The organism is Bacillus sp. REN10 (genome assembly GCF_016820555.1).
GTDB lineage: Bacteria > Bacillota > Bacilli > Bacillales > Domibacillaceae > Bacillus_CE.
The window spans coordinates 15,847-37,058 of record NZ_JADHDW010000001.1 but is presented as its reverse complement, the minus strand read 5'-3'; the positions used below and the strand labels follow the sequence as shown (position 1 = coordinate 37,058).

General features: G+C 42.5%; 22 protein-coding genes, 1 riboswitch and 1 other annotated feature (1 of these 24 running past the window's edge). Of the genes, 7 read left to right on the top strand and 15 right to left on the bottom strand.

The features are described from left to right. Nucleotides 1–88, bottom strand: a binding site (T-box leader); it reaches 129 nt to the left of the window's first position. Nucleotides 89–141: 53 nt separating this feature from the next. Continuing rightward, the gene (locus IRB43_RS00225; RefSeq protein ID WP_203361426.1) at nt 142–1,332 is read right to left on the bottom strand and encodes an MDR family MFS transporter; all 1,191 of its coding nucleotides are present in this window, start codon (nt 1,330–1,332) and stop codon (nt 142–144) included. Nucleotides 1,333–1,502: 170 nt separating this feature from the next. On the opposite strand from IRB43_RS00225, the gene mnmL reads away from it, so the two are divergent. Next, on the top strand, nt 1,503–2,462 hold the full coding sequence (gene mnmL / locus IRB43_RS00220) for a tRNA modification radical SAM protein MnmL/YtqA (RefSeq protein ID WP_203361425.1): 960 nt from the start codon (nt 1,503–1,505) through the stop codon (nt 2,460–2,462). A 31-nt stretch (nt 2,463–2,493) separates the two neighbouring features. Here the strand turns inward: mnmL and IRB43_RS00215 are convergent, their stop codons facing one another. Both IRB43_RS00215 and IRB43_RS00210 read right to left on the bottom strand, forming a co-directional pair. Next, the gene (locus IRB43_RS00215) at nt 2,494–3,099 is read right to left on the bottom strand and encodes a DUF4241 domain-containing protein (RefSeq protein WP_203361424.1); all 606 of its coding nucleotides are present in this window, start codon (nt 3,097–3,099) and stop codon (nt 2,494–2,496) included. A gap of 29 nt (nt 3,100–3,128) precedes the next feature. Beyond that, nucleotides 3,129–7,079, bottom strand: coding sequence for a C39 family peptidase (locus IRB43_RS00210; protein WP_203361423.1), 3,951 nt, complete (start codon nt 7,077–7,079; stop codon nt 3,129–3,131). Between the two features lie 161 nt (nt 7,080–7,240). On the opposite strand from IRB43_RS00210, the gene mnmM reads away from it, so the two are divergent. Beyond that, nucleotides 7,241–7,813, top strand: a complete 573-nt coding sequence (gene mnmM / locus IRB43_RS00205; RefSeq protein WP_203361422.1) for a tRNA 5-(aminomethyl)-2-thiouridylate-methyltransferase MnmM — start codon at nt 7,241–7,243, stop codon at nt 7,811–7,813. Nucleotides 7,814–7,870: 57 nt separating this feature from the next. Here mnmM and IRB43_RS00200 read toward each other — a convergent pair whose 3' ends face one another. The 3 genes from IRB43_RS00200 to IRB43_RS00190 form a co-directional block, all read right to left on the bottom strand. Then, nucleotides 7,871–8,875, bottom strand: a complete 1,005-nt coding sequence (locus tag IRB43_RS00200; RefSeq protein ID WP_203361421.1) for an LLM class flavin-dependent oxidoreductase — start codon at nt 8,873–8,875, stop codon at nt 7,871–7,873. Nucleotides 8,876–8,948: 73 nt separating this feature from the next. After that, nucleotides 8,949–10,037, bottom strand: a complete 1,089-nt coding sequence (locus tag IRB43_RS00195; protein ID WP_203361420.1) for a tetraprenyl-beta-curcumene synthase family protein — start codon at nt 10,035–10,037, stop codon at nt 8,949–8,951. A 9-nt stretch (nt 10,038–10,046) separates the two neighbouring features. Further along, nucleotides 10,047–10,856: an alpha/beta fold hydrolase gene (locus tag IRB43_RS00190; protein ID WP_203361419.1), complete on the bottom strand. Its 810-nt coding sequence runs from the start codon at nt 10,854–10,856 to the stop codon at nt 10,047–10,049. A 131-nt stretch (nt 10,857–10,987) separates the two neighbouring features. Between IRB43_RS00190 and IRB43_RS00185 the strand changes: the two genes are divergently transcribed. Then, a complete protein-coding gene (locus IRB43_RS00185) occupies nt 10,988–11,503 on the top strand; it encodes a gamma carbonic anhydrase (RefSeq protein WP_203361418.1) in 516 nt (171 codons plus the stop codon). A 34-nt stretch (nt 11,504–11,537) separates the two neighbouring features. Here the strand turns inward: IRB43_RS00185 and metK are convergent, their stop codons facing one another. Then, nucleotides 11,538–12,737, bottom strand: a complete 1,200-nt coding sequence (metK, locus tag IRB43_RS00180) for a methionine adenosyltransferase (protein WP_203361417.1) — start codon at nt 12,735–12,737, stop codon at nt 11,538–11,540. Nucleotides 12,738–12,877: 140 nt separating this feature from the next. Continuing rightward, nucleotides 12,878–13,003, bottom strand: a riboswitch (SAM riboswitch). Between the two features lie 321 nt (nt 13,004–13,324). Between metK and pckA the strand changes: the two genes are divergently transcribed. Beyond that, entirely contained in the window at nt 13,325–14,911 is a 1,587-nt protein-coding gene (gene pckA, locus IRB43_RS00175; protein ID WP_203361416.1) for a phosphoenolpyruvate carboxykinase (ATP), read from the top strand. 40 nt (nt 14,912–14,951) lie between these two features. On the opposite strand, the gene IRB43_RS00170 is transcribed toward pckA, so the two are convergent. The 4 genes from IRB43_RS00170 to IRB43_RS00155 all read right to left on the bottom strand — a co-directional run bounded on the left by IRB43_RS00170 (nt 14,952) and on the right by IRB43_RS00155 (nt 16,816). Next, nucleotides 14,952–15,194: a DUF2584 domain-containing protein gene (locus IRB43_RS00170; RefSeq protein ID WP_203361415.1), complete on the bottom strand. Its 243-nt coding sequence runs from the start codon at nt 15,192–15,194 to the stop codon at nt 14,952–14,954. A gap of 27 nt (nt 15,195–15,221) precedes the next feature. Then, complete coding sequence (locus IRB43_RS00165; RefSeq protein WP_203361414.1) at nt 15,222–16,001, bottom strand: alpha/beta hydrolase family protein; 780 nt, start codon at nt 15,999–16,001, stop codon at nt 15,222–15,224. Continuing rightward, nucleotides 15,998–16,468, bottom strand: a complete 471-nt coding sequence (gene ytkD, locus IRB43_RS00160) for an RNA deprotection pyrophosphohydrolase (protein WP_203361413.1) — start codon at nt 16,466–16,468, stop codon at nt 15,998–16,000. The genes IRB43_RS00165 and ytkD overlap by 4 nt, the downstream gene beginning before the upstream one ends. An 87-nt stretch (nt 16,469–16,555) precedes the next feature. Next, entirely contained in the window at nt 16,556–16,816 is a 261-nt protein-coding gene (locus tag IRB43_RS00155; protein WP_203361965.1) for a type 1 periplasmic-binding domain-containing protein, read from the bottom strand. Between the two features lie 212 nt (nt 16,817–17,028). Here IRB43_RS00155 and IRB43_RS00150 point away from each other — a divergent pair, with 212 nt between their 5' ends. Then, the gene (locus tag IRB43_RS00150) at nt 17,029–17,277 is read left to right on the top strand and encodes a DUF6154 family protein (RefSeq protein ID WP_203361412.1); all 249 of its coding nucleotides are present in this window, start codon (nt 17,029–17,031) and stop codon (nt 17,275–17,277) included. Nucleotides 17,278–17,337: 60 nt separating this feature from the next. On the opposite strand, the gene IRB43_RS00145 is transcribed toward IRB43_RS00150, so the two are convergent. Both IRB43_RS00145 and IRB43_RS00140 read right to left on the bottom strand, forming a co-directional pair. Continuing rightward, a complete protein-coding gene (locus IRB43_RS00145) occupies nt 17,338–17,520 on the bottom strand; it encodes a putative motility protein (RefSeq protein WP_203361411.1) in 183 nt (60 codons plus the stop codon). Between the two features lie 33 nt (nt 17,521–17,553). Further along, nucleotides 17,554–17,994 carry a Dps family protein gene (locus tag IRB43_RS00140; RefSeq protein ID WP_203361410.1) on the bottom strand — a complete coding sequence of 147 codons (441 nt, stop codon included), beginning with the start codon at nt 17,992–17,994 and terminating at the stop codon, nt 17,554–17,556. A 154-nt stretch (nt 17,995–18,148) separates the two neighbouring features. On the opposite strand from IRB43_RS00140, the gene ytzI reads away from it, so the two are divergent. Both ytzI and yidD read left to right on the top strand, forming a co-directional pair. Further along, nucleotides 18,149–18,307 (top strand): YtzI protein, encoded by a 159-nt coding sequence (gene ytzI / locus IRB43_RS00135; RefSeq protein ID WP_203361409.1) that lies wholly within the window; start codon nt 18,149–18,151, stop codon nt 18,305–18,307. A 6-nt stretch (nt 18,308–18,313) separates the two neighbouring features. Next, the gene (gene yidD, locus IRB43_RS00130; RefSeq protein ID WP_203361964.1) at nt 18,314–18,553 is read left to right on the top strand and encodes a membrane protein insertion efficiency factor YidD; all 240 of its coding nucleotides are present in this window, start codon (nt 18,314–18,316) and stop codon (nt 18,551–18,553) included. A 4-nt stretch (nt 18,554–18,557) separates the two neighbouring features. On the opposite strand, the gene menC is transcribed toward yidD, so the two are convergent. Both menC and IRB43_RS00120 read right to left on the bottom strand, forming a co-directional pair. Then, nucleotides 18,558–19,664 carry an o-succinylbenzoate synthase gene (gene menC, locus IRB43_RS00125; RefSeq protein ID WP_203361408.1) on the bottom strand — a complete coding sequence of 369 codons (1,107 nt, stop codon included), beginning with the start codon at nt 19,662–19,664 and terminating at the stop codon, nt 18,558–18,560. After that, nucleotides 19,661–21,106, bottom strand: a complete 1,446-nt coding sequence (locus IRB43_RS00120) for an o-succinylbenzoate--CoA ligase (RefSeq protein ID WP_203361407.1) — start codon at nt 21,104–21,106, stop codon at nt 19,661–19,663. The genes menC and IRB43_RS00120 overlap by 4 nt, the downstream gene beginning before the upstream one ends. Between the last annotated feature and the right edge of the window lie 106 nt (nt 21,107–21,212).

The window sequence follows — 21,212 nt, the reverse complement described above, 5'->3', positions numbered from 1 at the left end:
GTTCATGGACCTTCTGGCTAGCTTTCACCACCCGCTAGCTCTCTTCATTCAGAAGAACCCCACTACTACTCCTTCTCATCGTCTTTCATATATGCGGTTAGTCACCATCTATTCTAGACAAAAATTCTGACAGTTGCAAGCTTAATGAGAAGAGATAGAGACAGATGGCAGCTCTTTTTTTAGCGGTCGATCATATACAAGCGCCAATACGAAAGCGAATATTAATAAAGCGATTAATAGCATAAACAAAGCCGTCATGCCGTATACATCGACAAGCACCCCACCAAGAACCGGTCCAAACATCCGACCCGCCGTCGCCATACTGTTGACGACCCCTTGGTAAAAGCCTTCTCTCCCTTTTGGTGAAAGCTGATTCGCAATCGTTGGTACAGCCGGCCAGACGAGCATTTCCCCGATCGTTAAGATGAGCATTGCCGCTATAAAGCCTTTAAAATCTTGAGCGAAAGCGGTCACGCCAAAGGATGCCATAAAGATGATGATTCCCACAACAATTTGCTTTTTCATATTGTCTTGTAATGGTCGAAGCACATAATTCACGAGCGGTTGACCGAATACGATTAAAGCTCCGTTGATCGTCCATAAGAAGCTATATTGTTTTAAGCTAATATTGATTTCTTGGGTGTAGCTAGCAATGGTGGATTGCCATTGCACATACCCGACCCAGCAAAGCATATAAGCAACGCAAAGAATAATCAATGCGGTCAGCTTACTGTGACTTTTGACTTGACCATGCTCAGCTATGACATTCGTCTGCGCTCCTTGGACTGAGATCATGTTGCGATAGCCAAAGGCCGCTAACAAGAAAAAGACCGCAAACATCGCAAGATTAGCGATAAAAATATAATTAAACGAATAGGAAGCAACCAATCCGCCAAGAGCTGATCCGATCGCTACTCCCGCATTTTGCGATACATACACCGCATTAAATGCGCGTCGTCCACCTTCCGGCCAGACCGCACCCGCTAGTGCATATACCGCCGGAAAAATGATCCCTGAACCAAGACCGACCATCGTTAAAAAAATGACGTAATGCGGCCATCCATGCCAGAATGTCATTCCTACAAGGGCAACTACATTAATAAAAGTCCCTAACAAAATCGAACGATAACCACCAAACCGATCAAAAAGCGTACCGCCAAGAAGATTTCCAACGACTGAAGCTCCGGCATTTAACATTAACACAATCCCCGCGACCGACAATGATTTCCCAAGATGCTCATGAATATAGATGGTATTCAACGGCCATAAAAAAGACGCACCTGTCACGTTGATCACCATCCCAATAACTAACAACCAAACAGCTTTTGGCATTTTTGCTCCCCCTTTCATTTGACAAACTATTTCGTGTACCTAAGTTATTTTAGAGGTTTTATTTTCCTCTTTCAATATCTTTGCTGAACTTAAAATTCTGACTTATTTTCGCTGTTTTTTCTCCTTGTATTTAATGATAGACTTTTGTTACATAGAGGAGGAAAACGAAGATGACTGTCAACCCATTTTCTTATGCAAGTGACAACAAGCGATACCATACATGGAATTACCATTTACGACATACATTCGGTCATAAAGTGTTTAAGGTCGCTCTAGATGGGGGATTCGACTGCCCTAACCGAGATGGCACGGTCGCCTTTGGCGGCTGCACCTTTTGCAGTGCGGCCGGCTCCGGTGACTTTGCCGGAAACCGTGCCGATGATCTCGAAAAACAATTTCATGACATTAAAGAAAAAATGCATCATAAATGGAAAGACGGCAAATATATGGCCTATTTTCAAGCGTACACAAACACCCACGCGCCTTTGGATGTCCTGCGAGAGAAATATGAAACGGTGCTCAAACAAGAAGGAGTCGTTGCTTTATCGATTGCGACGCGACCAGATTGTTTGCCGGATGATGTCGTTGAATACTTAGCAGAGCTCAATGAACGCACCTATTTATGGGTCGAGCTCGGCTTGCAAACCGTTCATGAAAAAACAGCCCAAATCATTAATCGCGCCCATGATTTTGATACGTATGTAAAAGGCGTTGAAAAACTAAGAAAACATAACATTCGCATCTGTTCTCACATCATTAACGGATTGCCGCTAGAAACGCCAGAGATGATGATGGAGACAGCGAAAGTCGTCAGCCAGCTCGATGTGCAAGGGATTAAAATTCATTTACTTCATTTATTAAAAGGCACGCCCATGGTGAAGCAATATGAAAAAGGATTATTGCAGTTTTTATCATTCGAGGATTACGTCCAGCTTGTGTGTGACCAGTTAGAAATTTTACCGCCGGAAATGATTATTCATCGAATTACAGGTGATGGCCCGATTGATTTAATGGTGGGTCCGATGTGGAGTGTGAATAAGTGGGCGGTATTGAATGCGATTGATGCGGAATTAAAGCGGCGAGATAGCTGGCAGGGGAAATTTTTTGAAATCGAAAAGAGTCTTTCATAGTGAACACTATGAAAGACTCTTCCATTATCCGTTACAATACATGAAAATCGGTGACAAGCGAAACGAGTTGTCCATCCTCATCAAATCCCCAATAAGAAGCATAAAATCCATCGCCATAACCAGTGCGGAACAAAATGGCGTTTAAGCCATTCTCCTTAGACACGATGAAGTTGCCCCATTCATCGTCATGTTCCATCAATACATCGTCCAGGGCATCATCATAGAAGCTAATAAAATCTTCTCCAAGTTCCCTTACCAATCTGGCTTCTATTTCTGACATTTGACAAATAGCTTCCTGATCGGCAAAACACCCTAGCCCTGTATCCACAGGATAACCAAATATATGTCCCTCTTCTAGCTCATCTATGTTTTGTCCAGGTTTTGTTGCCATCTCCCAACGAACCGGTACACCTTCAGCTAGTTTCAGTTCAGCGGCAGCAATCAGCTGCGTGTCTTCATGCCGCCAAATAACAACAGGATAAGAACCTGGCTGAATCTTTCGTTCAAACGCCTGATGATCAAACACACCTGGCTCACAGGCTACGATCTTTCCAGAAACAACCTTTAACAGTTCCAAGACTTCTGAACGAAGCAATGTCTCATTCATTTTAGATAATTCCTGCAATACTTTTGACATCCTTGACCTTCCTTTCATTTTAAGAATAATTACTTCAATAATTCTTCAATGAGCGGCTGTTCCTCGACCATCTCTGCTAATTGTTCTAATACACCTTGACGAACAGAATCTGGTATCGCTTTTACATACTTTTTCGCCTCTTGCACTTGATCGAGATCAAGATAGATCATCAGCAAGCCAATATATCCCGCGATATGATAAGGCGCCATTCGAACGAGTGCTTGGTACTCAACGATCGCTTGCTCTGGTTGATCGAGAAGTAAAAATGTATCGGCGAGCATTTCGCGCACAGCTGGATCGGTGGAACGTCGCTCCTTCAATAAGAAAAGCTGTTCTTGCGCTGCTTTTGCGTAGTTTTGCTTTCCTGTTTCATAAGCGTAGCTGAGCGCAGAGGCAGCGGCTCTAAATCGGAATGAGTCATCATCTTGACGTCCTAAGTAGCTCTTTAACACTTTATACGCATCGTCTGCTAGATCATGTTCTGTATAAAAAGTAGCCAACTGACTATACCCTTCTGGATCATCCGGCTCTACCTTGATCGCTTGCTTATAGTAAGCAACTACTGCTCCAAATAGAGAAACAAATTTCATGCCGCCCGTCAGTTTTCTAAAAATGCCGTGCTGCTCTTTTTCCATTTCTTCATGGACAAACGGAATCAAGGCATCGGCACTATTTCGGTACACAAGGGCCATTTCCTCTGAAGATAGATTCATTTTTTTTATGATTTTTTCTAGCTTCAACAACTTCTTCAACTTGGAAAGTACGGCGATCCATGGCTCATATAACTCTTCATTCTCAGGCTCTTCTTGTATGAGCTCTTGTAACAATGCAAAGGCTTGTTTTTCTTGACCGTTGCGAATATATAAAGTGGCAAGCTGGGCTTTTAATGCAAGAGATTCTTCTTTTTCCAACAGGCGAATGGCTTCTTCTAGTGGAAGCACATCACTTAATGCATGCAAACGCCAGTCCTCATCGACTTTTCCCTCTAACTGTTTCAAATGAGTAAATAAAGTCTCCTTCTCTTTTTCCGTCGACATCCATTCTATTAATCTCTTCATATCACAAGCTTGCGGCATCTGTTCAAATAGATAAAATAAATATTTTTTCGCTTTGTCTATTTGCTCCAGTTCTTCATATAAATCAACTAATTCTTCATAAGCGGCGATAAATTCATTATCAATCACAAGACAAGCCTGCAAGTGTGTCTCTGCCTCTTCGTACTGTTCGAGTGCTAAGTACAGCTTGCCGAGACGATAATGTGGGAACGTGCTTGAAGGATCGAGATCCACCGCTTCTAGTAATAATCTTTCAGCGAGAAGCGGATTGTCGAGTTGTTCATGTAAAATTGCTTCAAAACAATAGAGCTCACTCACTGGATGCTTAGCACGAAGCTTTTGCAAAAAGGCTAATGCCCGATGAATAAATGGGGATTCTTCCACATACTCGATATAAAGTGAAATATGCTTTCGCCAATCGTCGCCTGCGATTAATCCGGCTTCCATGAAATCAAGACCAATCAGCTGCTCCGCTTCGCTTTTTCCTTCTTCCAGCATCATTCCACCAGCTCGCACATACATTTCCGGATATTCTAACGGAGTGACCCTTTGTTGAATGGTCCGTTGAGCCCGCTCCCAATCTCCCTGTTGAATGATCGCTTGCGCTTCATAAACAAGTGCCAATAAGTCCCCATCTTCATCCAGCTGCGCCGCCCGATGATATGCTTCTTCCGCCAATTCATACAACTCTCGGCTCATGCGCGTATGGCCAATATATAGCCAAAGAATTCCGGTCTCTTCTTCGGGCACAAACTTTTCTGCTCCCGTTCGTAAACTCATTTCGGCCTGTTCCCATTTTTCCTCAGCCATTAACATTTCCGCCATGCGCAAATAAGGATAGGCAATCTCTGGATTCATATCAATCGCTTTCTTAAACCACTTCACCGCTTGCTTATCTTCCATTTCCATATAACAACGGCCAATTTCATACACATAATAATCATCATTCGGATAATCTTTAGCTAATTGCTCAAACTGCTTTAACGCCCCTTGCACTCCCCCCGACTCAAATAAAACAAGTGCATACGTTAATCGAATAAATTCATCCGTTTCATCTAGTTCCAATGCCACTTCTGCCCATTGCTGCGCCAATGAAAATTGGGAAAAATCAGCATAACAACGCGCTAAATAAGCATAAGCATTCGGTTGAAAAGAATCTTTTTCAAGCGAGCGCTTCAAGTGAAAAATCGCCTGTTCCGTGCGATCTTTTTGATAATCAACGATTCCTTGAAGAAAATGACCGTAAGCCCTTTTTTGCTTCACATGACTCATTGCCTGTTGAAATTTTTCATCTGTTAAATGGTGCATATAATAAGCGTGAGCGATTAATAGTTGGACTTCTTCATCCTCTTCTCCTAAACGTTCCTTCATATGCTCGACCCACTTTTCCAAAAACGGTTTCGCTTTTGGATCTTGAATCATCGTCAATCCAATCACAGAAGAGAAAATTTCATGCTCATGATTCGTTAAATAGACTAACAGCTCATCAACAGCCGACTCTCCCCCTTCATCTAGCTGATCTAAATGCTCATACATTTGTTGAAAAAACTGATGATCTGTTTCATTTAACTGCATCAATAATTCTTGTTGTTCATGCCGGACAAATGCCAGGGATAACTGATCCTTTAATCGATAATCTTTGGCTGCCTCCTCATAAGAGACGAGCATAGTCTCAAGTTCATTCGGATCTTGTACAAGAAGCACACCTAAACGATCATCGTACCCAATCACCAACTGAACATGCGAAGTGTTTTCAATCATCATATCGAGCATGATGGGATAACCCGCATCAATCAGCGGTTTATATAACTCCACTGTCCCTTTAAAAAATTTGGATGAAAAACCGAGAGAAGCCATGTAATCCATTGCTTTGCGCAGTTTAGAACCTGTTGCTTCGAATACATGCTCTGCAATTTCATCCTGTGTTTTTTCCGATCCAGCGGTTTGCAATAGCATCGATAACGTAGCAGGTACACAATAATTGAGCTTTTGTTCGATTGGCTGAATGGTTAATTCTTTATGAGCGGCATTCGGCTGAATCGTTTTTTCGGCAAATACAGTCTTTTTAAAGACGGATTGATGGCTGTCGATCCAATGCTGCAGTTCTTCCCACTTTTCTAATTTATATAAAGCTTCCGCCTTTACATAAATAAAATAGGCTGCATTCGCGTGAAATGGATTCTCTTCCACTAGTGAATCGAATGCCTTCACAATAGCTGGGTAGTTCCCGAGGATGCGGAAATAACGGTATTGAGCCATTTGAAAAACCGGATACTCCGGAAAAAGCTCGGCCCCTTTTTGCAGTGCAGCAAGTGCTTCCTCCTGCCGTCCTTGCTTCGATAAAAGATCGGCATAAATGAGCCAGCATATATCCCCTCGCTGCTCGAATGGCAAATCAAGCCCTTTTTGTACTTCTTGTTCCGCGCGAGCCCAATCATTTTTATCCAAATAAAAACCAGCCAGCTGATCTGGGGATAGCGTACCGCCTTCTGCTTGAATCCGCTTCATATATTGTTCCGCTTCTTGATAACGATGCAGCTGGCAAAGCGCTCTTACTAACAAGAGATAAGCAGATGTACGCTCCGAAACGGTCAATGATTCCACCTCTTCCTCAAATAACCGCTGCTTCATTTTCGTTTCCGCTTCCATGCTTTTCCCTTGCTCTAACAAGTTGTAGCCGTACCAAGCAAGCGTGCGGACGGATCGAAAACGCTTATTAGCCAACGCTGCTAAAAATCCGCTATACTGATACATTGCCCCGGCATCTGCCAGCCGAATTAATCGATAGTACTCCTCTTCTGTTTCCATTTGGGCAAGCCAGTTTTTTAAAGCTCTATAGGATCTCAAGTCCCATAATTGTCGAATCGCTTCAATCAGTTGAGGAACTTGTTTAATTTGTGATGGATGAATGACTCCTGTATGCAAACGAACACTTCCTTTTCTATCTCATTGTTTCTCCCATTATAATCAAGTTATGAACGACTGAACACAGCAACGAACGATTTTGCTGGATGAAATAGTTTTCAATTAGTGGATGTATCGATATAATCAGCAAAGATGATTGATTAACAATGAGGAGGTTTACTATGAATCTTGATGGAATCTTGCCATTTGTGAGAAAGCTATTAGAAAAAACCATCACAGATGGCAGCATCGCGATTGATGCCACTCTTGGCAACGGGCATGACACACTATTTCTTGCCAAACTTGTCGGCGACAACGGGCATGTGTATGGCTTTGATGTACAGGAACTAGCTGTCACTAATACGAAGACTCGATTAGAAGAACATCAATTACATGACCGCGCCACCCTTTTTAACTGCGGGCATGAACAAGCAGCCGCTTCTATTCCAGAAAAGTGGCATGGCCATATTAGCGGAGCGGTTTTTAACCTTGGTTATTTGCCAAAAGGAGATAAAGCGATTGTGACAAAACCTGAGACAACGATCTCAGCAATTGAGCAAATATTCTCGATGCTACATCCTGGGGGAATCATCGTTCTTGTTATCTACCATGGACATGAAGAAGGAGCGGTCGAAAAAGAAGCCTTACTGAAGTATGTGGCCGATCTTGATCAGCAAAAGGCTCATGTGTTGCAATATCAATTTATTAACCAAGCGAATCAACCGCCGTTTATTATCGCCATTGAAAAAAGATAAATAAAGAGGTCCTAAGAGAAAAGTTGTCGTCAACTAATTTTTAGGACCTCTTCCTATTTAAGACCTTACTGCCTCCGCTAATAATTCAAAGGAACGCAGTTTATCTTTAAAATCATACATAATTGATACAGCCATTATATTTTCTGTTTGATATTGTTCACTTAAACGATTCAATTGGTCGCGAACACTTTCAAGGCTTCCAACAACCATCCGCTTGCGATTTTCCCGAACACGAGCCCGCTCAAAAGGACTATATTGATAAGCGGCAGCTGTTTCAGGGCTTGGTGTACCGTTGGAACGCATGCCCTGCTCAAGCATGACAAGTGCCAAATCTAAACTAGAAGCGATTCTTTCTGCCTCTTCATTCGTTTCTGCACAAGCAATAAACACCGCAAACATACTTTTCGGTTCACTTAAATAAGCGGAGGGCTGAAAGTTATTACGGTATGCCTCCATATATTGTGGACCACCATCTCCGTTAATAAACTGGGCAAATGTATAAGGTAGCCCTTTCGACGCAGCGAGCAGCGCACTTGAAGGACTTGAACCAAGCAGCCACATTTCAGGCATCGTTTGGATAAGTGGAGAAGCTTTTAAACCACCATATGGATTGTTTGCCACATCATCCGCTAAATAGCCGAGTAATTCATTAATTTGATCGGGATAATCAGCAACCGAACGGTTTCGGCTTCCTCCTTGAAGAGCCATCGTTGCAGCAGGCATGCCTCCAGGAGCTCTTCCAAGTCCAAGGTCAATTCTTCCCGGTGCTAACCCTTCTAACAAACGAAAATTCTCAGCTACTTTATATGCACTATAATGCGGCAGCATCACACCACCAGAGCCTACCCGAATCTTTTCTGTCTTTGCGGCAATATAAGAGATTAACACTTCTGGCGAGGAACCAGCAAGACTGGCAGAATCATGATGCTCCGATACCCAAAAACGCTCATAGCCGAGCTTTTCCACATGCTGAGAGAGTTCAATTGTTTGTTTTAAAGCTAACTCTGCTGTCATTCCTTCAGAAATTGGTGACTGATCGAGTACACTTAATTTTAAAGCCAATGATGACATCCCCTTTTATTTTTTATGTTCCTTCATTTTATTTCGGAACCCGAAGAATGTCTATTTAGTTGCTTCACTTCTTTTTTGTAAATAACTGCGGAAAAGCTCGTTGCACTCTCCGGTAGGTTCGGCCATTTAAATAAAAGAAAAAGCTAGTCCCACCGCTTTTTCGAATCATTTTTTTCGACAGCGCGCGAAGCTTCTTTTGCTGAAACGCTTTATCATCCGATAAATAGACGCCCAGTAGTCCCCGATTGACTAGCTGATGAAAGCGAGTATGCGGAAGTTTGCGAGCTTGTTTGTCCGCCTCTTCTACAAAATAAATCATTCGCTCCAACAATCGCTGTTCATCGGGATAATAAAAACAGAAGTTCAAATCGCCGCCTTCTTGATCTTCCGCCTGATCAATTAAATAATCTAATAAAATATGGAGACCTTGAATATAAGGAAAGTAACTGTCTCTGACAAGCTGTGCTTGCTCTGGCTGAAATTCCTCGTTCAGACTGTAGGAAAGTAAACAAAAAATCCCAAGCGTCGATCCCGCACAAGCGGAAAACTCATACCACTCCATGTCTGGCAAGGAGGCTTGGTGCTGGGCAAACCATGTTTTCAACCGCTCTTCTCTCTCCTCTTTTCGCACATGTTTATGTATTTGCAAGTCGCAATAATAACGGCATAACTCTTGAAAATACGGAACAATCTCTTGGTAGACCGCGATTGTGGAGAGAACGGATTGACATGTTTGGACAAGCCGCCATAAGTAGCCGCCATCCTCGCGATCTTCCCGAAACCGATAATAGTCTCGCATCGGCGCATCTATCGAGAGAGAGTCTTCCATCGCTTCATGCAGAGCGGCGAAATCTTGAGCATCTAGTGACGTGCTTCGGTCGCAAAGATTATCTAAGTAATCGCTAATCGTTTGATAAGCGACAATAAAGCGTACGGCTTCTGCTTTTTTCTCACCTGCTAACAATGCCAGCACGGCTCCGCCTTCGCAATGAAACGTTTTATGTTCAATGCTAGCGAGCGCTTGCTGCCGCAATTCACTATTTGGAATATTTTCTGCTTGCGTTCTCCAGAAATTCAGCTGTTCATGCACAATCGGAAATACTTCTTTATAAATGCTATGCATTAATCTTAGTGGTGTCACAGGTATGGCCATTTCTTCACCTCATTTATCAACAACATATCCTAAACGGCGTAGCTGATTTTCGACAAATCCTTTGGCATAAAAAAATACATCTTCCCGTTCCGGCTCATTAAAAATCTCATGATACAATCCAGGCCATTCTTTATAATGCATATCAGACAGATCGATTTGGTGAAACCATTTTCTTACCGCTTTTTGATCGACAATCCGATCGGCTCCTGCTTGCATGAGAAGCAGCGGAACATCTGGCATATCAGTTACCTTTAACGAAGCCGCTTTAATCGCTTGAAGCAATTCATGATACCAGCGTACAGACACTTTATTAATCAATAGCGAATCTTCTTTATCTGCTTCAATCACCTGTTCATTTCGAGTCGCCATTTCCGGTGTGACACCATAAGCAAATTTAAAAGAAGGGGTGAATGAGTTCAAACTATGTGACATCACGTTCGTCATTTTTGGAGGAGTATGAACCATACCTAAGTAAGGAGAAGAAATGATCACACCCGCCACTTCAAAATCCAATTCTTGCAAAAGGCGAATCGTAATTAAGCCTCCTATCCCATGACCAAGCAGGAACAATGGAAGATCAAATTGATACGCTGCTTCCACCCAATCTTTCACGGCTGTTAAATAATCATTAAATGTTGAAATATGCCCCCGTTGAGTTCGTGACGTCATTCCTTGCCCCGGAAGATCACCCATCACTACATGAAATCCAGCCTTGCGCCACATCTCAATTAACCAGCCATATCGGCTATGATGCTCTAACGCTCCTTGAACGATAACAATGACCCCTCTAGGCTGTTGTTCTGTTTCCCACTTCCACATACGTGCCACCTCCGACTTACCCTTCTGACAACAAAACATTCTTTTTCTTTATTATACAAATGTTTTCGTTTTAGTTAAAATGAAAACAAAGTATTTTAAATTTGCTAATAGTCAGAAAGGGGTTTGTCATTATGATTTATCCATATAAAGAAAAAACGCCTAAGATCGCAGATTCCGCTTATATTGCCGATTATGCAACGGTTACAGGGGATGTAACGATCGGTGAAGAATCTAGCGTGTGGTTTAATACGGTCATCCGCGGCGATGTAGCTCCAACGATCATTGGAAACAAAACCAATATTCAGGACAACTCCGTTTTGCATCAAAGTCCTAATAACCCGCTCATTATCGAAGACGAAGTCACAATCGGGCATCAAGTCATTCTTCACAGCTGTAAAATTAGAAAAAAAGCGCTCATCGGCATGGGTTCTATCATTTTAGATAATGCTGAAATTGGGGAAGGGGCTTTCATCGGTGCAGGCAGTCTTGTGCCACCCGGAAAAGTCATTCCGCCGAATTCCATGGCCTTTGGACGACCAGCTAAAGTTGTTAGAGAAATTAACGATGTCGACCGTGCAGATATGGAGCGAATTGTGCGTGAATACGCGGAGAAAGCTCAGTACTATAAAGGTCTGCAAAATAAATAAAACAAGCCTTCCTCATAACGGAAGGCTTGTTTTATTAGTTATTCGCTTGTTGTTTTAAAGTTTCTGCTTTATCTGTTTGCTCCCAAGGAAGCTCAACATCCGTGCGGCCAAAATGACCGTAAGCAGCTGTTTGTTTGTAAATTGGACGGCGAAGATCCAGCATTTTAATAATGCCAGCTGGGCGAAGATCGAAGTTAGAGCGAACTAGCTCTACAAGCACATCTTCAGATACTTTACCTGTACCGAATGTATCCACAGCGATTGAAACAGGCTGAGCTACACCAATAGCATAAGCAAGCTGTACTTCACATTTATCAGCAAGACCGGACGCCACAATGTTTTTTGCTACGTAGCGAGCCGCATATGCCGCAGAGCGGTCTACTTTTGTCGGATCCTTACCAGAGAACGCACCACCGCCGTGACGAGCATATCCGCCATACGTATCAACGATAATTTTGCGTCCTGTTAATCCAGCGTCGCCTTGAGGACCACCGATCACGAAACGGCCAGTCGGATTAATGAAGAATTTCGTTTCCTCATCAATTAACTCAGTTGGAACAACCGGGTTAATCACTTGCTCGCGAATGTCGCGCTGAATTTGCTCTAATGTCACTTCTGGATGATGCTGCGTAGAGATAACGATTGTATCAATACGAACAGGTTTGTCGTTTTCATCGTATTCTACTGTTACTTGTGTTTTTCCGTCGGGACGCAAGTAATCAAGTGTTTCGTTTTTACGCACTTCCGTTAAACGGCGAGATAATTTATGCGCTACAGAGATCGGAAGCGGCATTAATTCTTCCGTTTCATTACAAGCAAATCCAAACATTAATCCTTGGTCACCTGCACCGATCGCTTCAAGCTCTTCTTCGCTCATTTGACCTTCACGTGCTTCAAGCGCTTGGTCTACACCAGCAGCGATATCCGCCGATTGCTCATCAATCGAAGTTAATACGCCGCACGTTTCCGCATCGAAACCGTATTTCGCACGGTTGTAACCAATTTCTCTCACTGTTTCGCGAACGATTTTGTTAATATCTACATAAGAAGATGTTGTGATTTCTCCCGCTACTAATACAAGGCCGGTTGTCACAGAAGTTTCCGCCGCTACACGAGCATTAGGATCCTTTGATAAAATCTCATCCAGAATCGCATCAGAAATCTGATCACAAATCTTATCTGGATGGCCTTCAGTTACTGACTCTGAAGTAAAAAGACGACGCTTTTTTGTCATGAAACTTCCTCCTTAAATTGATCAAACTGATCTTTATTTTCACGGTACTCATTTCCCTAAGTTTATCCATTAAAAAAATAAAAAACCTCTCCAATTCATAAAAGAGAGGAAAGGTTAATTGATTCAACATAGGCCTTTCACTCTTATCGTCCAAGGTTGGACCTTGCACAGGTTTAAGCACCTTTGTCTTAAATAGGGTAGTTTCCCCATCTAAGCAGGTTGCTGGGCTTCATCGGGCCTGTCCCTCTGCCAGCTCAGGATAAGAGTATCCGTTCAAGGTTAAATCTTACGAAATTCAGCGTCCAATGTCAATCATATTTTTTATCCAGTTATCTGTTCCCGGCTTCTTCTTTCATATTTATATAAGTGGTCAAAGAAAATGCTTTCACTTATTCAAGCAAAGTCATGATGTTCAATGACCGTTAAAGACAAAATAGTGATCAAAAATTATGGCAAAAATAAAAATAAAATTCACTAAAAATTAAATATATAGTATAGACTATTGATTTGAATGTGCTATACTATTTTTTGAGTAAAACAGTATATAAAATAAATTTCAAATTTTTATAAAGGATGGTTATTAATTTATGAACTCTGTGAGCGTTTCAAGCCAGATTGTTGAACTTCTGAATGGTTCAAATATAACAATGCAGCCTTCTGTACCTCAACTTGTCGAAAAAGTACTTACTCGCAAAGAAGGAGTTTTAACAGCGTCAGGTGCTGTACGTGCTGAAACAGGCAAATATACAGGACGTTCTCCTAAAGATAAATTTATCGTTGAAGAAGCATCTGTAAAAGATAAGATCGACTGGGGTACGGTTAACCAACCAATTTCCGAAGAAGTCTTTGATAAATTATACACAAAAGTGATTGACTATTTAAAGCAAAAAGATGAACTTTTTGTTTTTAAAGGATTTGCAGGAGCGGATCTAACTCACCGCTTACCAATCCAAGTCATCAATGAATACGCTTGGCATAACTTATTTGCTCATCAGTTATTCATCCGTCCAACAGCTGAAGAGTTAAAGGATCATCAAGCGGGCTTCACGATCGTTTCCGCTCCGAACTTTAAAGCAGACCCTGCCGTAGACGGCACGAAATCTGAAACGTTCATCATCGTTTCGTTCGAGCGCCGCATCGTGTTAATCGGTGGAACGGAATATGCAGGTGAAATGAAGAAATCGATCTTCTCCATTATGAACTACCTTCTTCCTGAAAATGATGTGTTTTCTATGCACTGCTCAGCAAATGTTGGCTACGAAGGCGATGTTGCTTTATTCTTCGGTCTTTCCGGAACAGGTAAAACAACATTATCCGCTGATCCAAATCGCCGCTTAATCGGTGATGACGAGCATGGCTGGTCTTCAAATGGCGTCTTTAACATCGAGGGCGGATGCTATGCGAAATGTATCGGTCTTTCTCGTGAAAAAGAGCCGCAAATCTTTGATGCAATCCGTTTCGGTTCTGTATTAGAGAATGTTGTATTAGACGAAGATAGCCGTATTCCTGATTACAATGATAACTCTTTAACAGAAAACACACGTGCCGCTTACCCAATCCAAGCGATCGATAATATCGTTGATCCAAGTGTAGCAGGCCATCCGAATACAATTATTTTCTTAACAGCTGATGCTTTCGGTATTTTACCTCCAATCAGCAAATTAACAAAAGAGCAAGCAATGTACCACTTCCTAAGCGGTTACACATCTAAGCTTGCAGGAACAGAGCGCGGAATCACTTCACCGCAAGCAACGTTCTCAACATGCTTCGGTTCTCCATTCTTACCGTTAGAAGCGACTCGCTATGCTGAAATGCTAGGTAAGAAAATCGACGAGCACAACGTTCAAGTATTCTTAGTGAACACTGGCTGGACTGGTGGCGAATACGGCGTTGGAAGCCGTATGAAACTTGCTTACACGCGTGCAATGGTGCAGGCAGCGCTTGAAGGCGAATTAAACAATGTGGAAACATACACAACGAAAACATTCGGTTTACAAATTCCTCTTCATGTTCCTGGTGTACCTGATGACGTACTCATCCCACGTAAAGCATGGGCAAACGAAGATGAATTTATGGAAAAAGCGGCTGAACTAGCTGCGAAGTTCCGTGAAAACTTCAAAAAGTTCTCTAACGTTCCGAGCGAAATCTCAGAGCTTGGCGGACCACAAATTTAATAGCAAAAAGGAAGGCCTCAGCGGTCTTCCTTTTTTCACTTTAGTTTGTTGAGTTTAGTGAGATTAGTTTGTATGTAAGAATGGTGCTTTCTTGTTGCCACTCGACCTTTTCAATGATAGCGGTTCCACTAATATCGCTGTCCTTTGTTTTATGGACATGAATCGGGATATCGATTGGATATAAGCGGTATCCCGATTTCTTTAGTGTAAAATAATTTTCCTCTAGGCGCTCCTCTTTTCCTTTTGTAACGATCATTGTATTTAATTCCATTGGCATACCCATATTTTTTCTCCTCCTCCAAATGAATCATCATGATCCTCCCTGCTGTTTCATCCATGCGCAAAGATCTTTGACGATTTGCCGGTTAGTCACCGGCGGAAAATAATGATTATATTGATCAAAATACCATGTTTCTACTGGGTTTTCCAGCCGTTTTAACCCTTTTTCTAATTGATAGGCGTGCTGAATGGTAACATTTTGATCTTTCTTCCCATGAATAATTAAGACAGGTGCGTTTATTTTTTCTAATTGGTACAAAGGGGTGCGCCATTGATAACGTTCTTCCTGCTGGTAAGGGCTGCCGCCAATTACCCGCTTCATCATGCGGCGCAAATCTTTTCTTTCCTCGTATGTGAGAGTCATATCGGATACGCCGCCCCATGTCACAATCGATGTTGCTTCTTTTTCAATGGCTGTCAATAACGCCATTGCACCGCCTCGTGAAAAGCCAAACAGATGAACATTGTCTGTTACGCGAGGATGAGCTTGCAATAAATCAAAAGCTGAAAAGGCATCTTCACGATCTTCTCCAGCAAAGTCTTCGTTTCCCTCTCCTCCGCGATTTCCGCGATAAAAAGGGGCAAATACAATAAAACCCTCGGAAGCAAATTGAGTAATTCGTGCTGGTCGAACCATGCCGACATTTTTGATACCGCCGCGCAAGTAAAGAAAGCCATCAAAGCTGCCTGCTGCCTTCGGTTCTGCTAACAATCCCTTTACTTTCAATCCTTGTGACATATACGTAACAACGGATACATACACATGCGGATGCGGGGAAGGAAAACGGACCTTCTCGATGATGGTGGTCATGGCATTACCGCGTGTATATAGTCCAGCGTTCGCTCGACTACTTCATCCTTCATTAAAAAGCTAAATTCACTGTTCATCCGCGCCTGACGTAAGTCTTGATCAAACAGCACGGGTCCGGCTGTTTCCATATAATCATGCTTACTCTCTATATACCCAATTTGCGCGAAAAAAATCGCCTTGACAAAAGGCTTTTTGGGATGCTGAACATAATATTCTCCAACGAATGTCATTTCTTCAACGATCCCTCCTGTTTCTTCATACACTTCTCTCTTAGCGGCTTCTTCTAACGTTTCTCCCTCTTCTACTTTCCCCCCAGGAAACTCCAACCCTCGGGAGCTGTGTTGCGTCAACAGCCACTGTCCCTTGTATCGACAAAACACTAACACATGCTGAGGGTATAACGAAAAGCTGCCAGATTGAAAAGAAAGCATCACCTGACAGCCGTTTTGATCGGTGAATTCGAACATCCTTCTCCCCTGCCTCTATCCACTTCCATGCATTAAACCGATAACCGCAGCCATGCATGGAGTCTTTTCTTTTTATTATAGCGCATTTCACATTCCCCACATATCTTTTATATGCGCCTTCGCTTCCTCATCACCAAGTTCGTATATCTTTTCGTATATCTTTTTCAAGTTATTATCATAGCGATCATTCGGCCGGTCAAAATGGTATTGGACATACGGCACATGCGCTCGAAAAAACCCTTCCCATTCTACCGCATAGTTCGCATCAAACAATTCTCTTAACTGAGTAATTTCCTCATCTGTAGCATAAATTCTAAAGTTCCACGGAGACGCTGTGGACGTGCTCATAATTTCTCCATTGGCCAATTGGATGTAATAAGCTTTTTTTTCCTCTTGCACAGTTGTCACCTCCTATTGTTATCATGCCCTTCCTGTAATAAATCATGATGACAAAAAAATCTCTAGGATATTGAAATAGGCTGGTTTATTTACTTCAGTTAGGGTATAAAAGAGATAAGGGGATCAAGGGACATTATCATAAAACAAAGGAGCGGGTGTACATGAAGCTAGTCGATGAACTGTATGAAATTTACCGTGGGAGACTCCAGGGCTCTGATGAAGATCTTGATATGATTACGTTTGCTGTCGTGGAACAGCTATCGAATAATGAAATCTTCTCGATTATTAACGAAATGAGCGAGGATGAATTACACTCTTTCTTTCGTCTTTACTTATTCGAAGCGTTGAAGGAAAAGTTTAACAATGACGGGATGGATGGAGATTGGCAAGCGAAACATCTTTATCACTAATACATACCGCTTATATGTAGCACAGAAAAAGGATGTCCTAAACAGCGGACATCCTTTTTTTCAGCCTTTTATATCGATCATGGTTCCTTTATGCGGGTGAGGCGCTGATGGAACGTTAGGAAGCGTATCCATCATTTGAATCGCTTGAGCCGTTTGTGTAGCCATTTGGCTTTTTAATAAATTCAAGCTTAATGTTTGTTGCAGTTCAGCCACTTGCTTGCCCATGATGGAAGATAACTCCATTGCTTTTCCTCCTAATGAAATGCTGATTTTCTCTTACTTTCCTAAGAAAGATTTCAGCATCCATACATGTTTTTCTAATCCTTGATGAATCGCAAGAAGCATATCGCCTGTCGTCTCATCATTCACTTCACCAGCTAAGTCCATTGCTTCTTTTAGTTCAGCAATGATCGTTGAAAAGTCATTAACAACAGATTGCACCATTTCTTCAGCGCTTTCTTTTCCTTCTGCTTCGCTGACAGTCGCCATTTCCAACGATTCTTTTAACGTTGCAACCGGCTCGCCGCCAAGAGCTAATAAGCGTTCAGCTAGCTCATCAATATGAAGAGAGGCTTCTGTATATAGTTCTTCAAATTTGTCATGCAAAGCAAAGAATTGCGGCCCCTTCACAAACCAATGGTAGTTATGTAATTTTGTGTAAAGCACCGTCCAGTTCGCAATTTGCTGATTCACACTTTGAACTAATTTCTCTGACATAAAATCATCTCCTCCTCAATTTTAATTCCTTTTACCTATTCCCGTTCTTTTTTATTTTAAAACATCCTTTTTAACTTGTCCAAAAAATCGACACAAACAAGGAACCGCCTGATAGCAATAAAACATGGTAAAATAAGTGCAGGAGGGATGGCAAATGACCACTGTATTAATTATCTCGATTGTTATCGTGATTGCCGTACTTATTTTCACCATTATCTCGATCACGAAAGGCTATCAATATAAACATACGATTGATCCGATTGAAAATAATCCGAACTTGCAGCAAGATGAAGCAAAAGAGCGCAAGGAATAAGGCATGATGAAAAAACTATTTATGGGCGTCATCCGCTTTTATCAAACATTTATTTCACCGTTAAAGCCGCCGACTTGCCGCTTTTATCCGACATGCTCCCATTATGGCTTAGAAGCTGTTCAACGCTTCGGTGCGCTTAAAGGCGGCTATTTAACAATTATTCGCATTTTAAAATGTCATCCTTTTCATCCGGGAGGCTTTGATTTCGTTCCGGAAACATGGAAGGATCGTAAAAAGAAGAACTGACACCTTATCGGCTCAGTTCTTCTTTTCGTATTGTCACTTCTGTTAACCGTTTTTGATTGATTCGATAGCCAATACCCGGTTCATGAGATAAAGTAATGCGCCCGTTTACCACTTCAATTGCCGGCTCAATGATATCTTGATGCCAATAATGATGAGAAGAAGACAAATCTCCAGGAATCGAAAAACCTTCTAGTGAAGCAAGAGCCACATTATGAGCGCGAGACACACCAAATTCAATCATGCCGCCCGCCCAAACTGGCACGCCTTTTGCCTGACATAAATCATGGATTTTCTTCGCTTCTTCTAGTCCGCCAACCCGTCCAATTTTAATATTGATCACTCCGCAGCTGCCAAGTTCCAAAGCATTTTCGGCATCGCGAATGGAACGAATGCTTTCATCGAGACAAATCGGCGTATCGATTATTTTTTGCAACTTAGCATGCTGCACGAGATCATCCACCGCTAACGGCTGTTCAATCATTAGAAGTTGAAACTCATCCAACGCTTTTAACCGCTCGGCATCCGTCAGTGAATAAGCAGAATTCGCATCCGCCATTAGCGGAACCGACGGAAACTCATGACGAATGTTGCGCAACAGCTCTCGATCATTTTGCGGACTAATTTTCACTTTAATTCGCTCATAGCCTTGTGTCAGAAGATGGTCGATGCGCTGAAGCGTTTCTGTGATCGTTGCGCCTGCAGCTACTGCCCCTGCACATACCTCTTCTCTTATCCCGCCTAACAACGCGGCAAGCGGTCGCCCTTGACGCTTACTATGTAAATCCCAAATGGCCGTTTCCACTCCCGCTTTCGCCATTTGATTGCCGCGCACCGTTTCAAACCACGGATGGATGTCAGACGGATGATTGATTTCTTGGCCAAGAACAAGCGGCGCTAATACATCTTTAATGATATGATAACTTGTTTGCACCGTTTCCTCTGTATACCATGGAGTTGAAAAAGCCACCACCTCTCCATAACCGACAGCTCCATCCGTATCTATCGCCTCTACAATAATACTGCGCCGTTTATGAACGGTCTCTAAATGCGTGACGAACGGCGACTTTAATTCCATTTCAATGACATGCAGATTCAATCGCTCGGTCTTCATTGATTTTTCCTCTTTTCATATTCCGTTTTTAACTCACGCCGCATTAATTTTTTCGCTGCATTTCTCGGCAATTGTTCAACAACAAAAATAGTAGATGGACATTTATATTTCGCTAGTCGTTCACTGCAAAAGGCTTGGACGTCCACCTCACTAAGCGGTTCCTTTACAACAATAAAAGCCACAGGCACTTGTCCCCATTGATCATCAGCTACACCAATCACACCGGCATCCACAATCGCAGGGTGGGCAAGAAGTACGGATTCAATTTCCGCTGGATACACATTCTCTCCGCCAGAAATGATTAAGTCCGAGCGACGATCTAATACATATAGAAAGCCTTCTTCATCCAAATAACCAATGTCTCCTGTATAGAACCAACCATCGGAAAAGGATTCACGATTCGCTTCTTCGCGCCGCAAATACCCACTCGTCACATTCGGCCCTTTCACGAGAATTTCGCCTTCTTGTTTCCCATCCGCTATTTTCAGCTGGCAAGGAAAAAGCGGCTTACCAGCAGAGCCGAGTTTCGTCAGACTGTACTCTGGCGGGAGAGTGACAATTTGTGAAGCGGTTTCTGTCATACCATACGTTTGATACACAGGAATCTCATTCGCTGCACATGTTTCCAGTAAAGGTTTGGGAGCAGGTCCTCCACCTAGTAACATACAGCGAAAAGAAGGGTGATAGGCCCCTGTTAATTGATCGAGCATTCGCTTCAGCATAGCGGAGACAACAGAAATAATCGTCCCTTCTCCTCGTTGCAGTGCTTGATTGATCATCTGTTCGTCAAACTGCTCATACAATCGAACAGCGATCCCATAGACAACGCTGCGAATCACAATTGAATAGCCGCTAATATGAAAAAGAGGCACCGCACATAGCCAGCAATCTTGTTCATGAATGCCTAAATTTAACGCCGATCCTGTCGCACTCCACCAATGATTCCCGTACGTCTGCAGCACTCCTTTAGGTCTGCCTGTCGTTCCTGATGTATACATGACAGAACAGACTTCCTCCAAAACAAACGTTTCTCGGCCTGACCTGCTCATCATATGCTCATGATCGGTCATTGGAATCGTATGTACCCCTTTAAATGATTCAATGAGCGGTTGAAACATAGGGTCATACACAACATACTTTGCTTGTGCATCTTCAAGCTGCCATAATAATTCCATACTTGTTAGACGATGATTCAACAAAACAGCAATGGCTCCTATTTGCTGGAGGGCATGAATGAAAAAGACCGCTCGTTCTGTATTTCTGACAAGCACCCCCACATAATCACCGTGCTTAATATGCTGCTTCTCTAAAAAAGCAACTTCTAATTGAACAGCCTCATACAATTGTGAAAAGGTCCAGCTGTTTTCACCAAAATAGAGAGCTGGACGATCAGGCGTCAAAAAAGCTCTCTGTTTCAGCCAATTCGGCATGCTTTGTGACATTCGCGCTTCCCGCTTCCTTTCTTTCCTCTGCTGGCGGACAAAAAAGCTTGATGGTATACCATCAAGCTTTCGGACTTTGCCGCATCCGCAAGCCGGAGGGCTATAT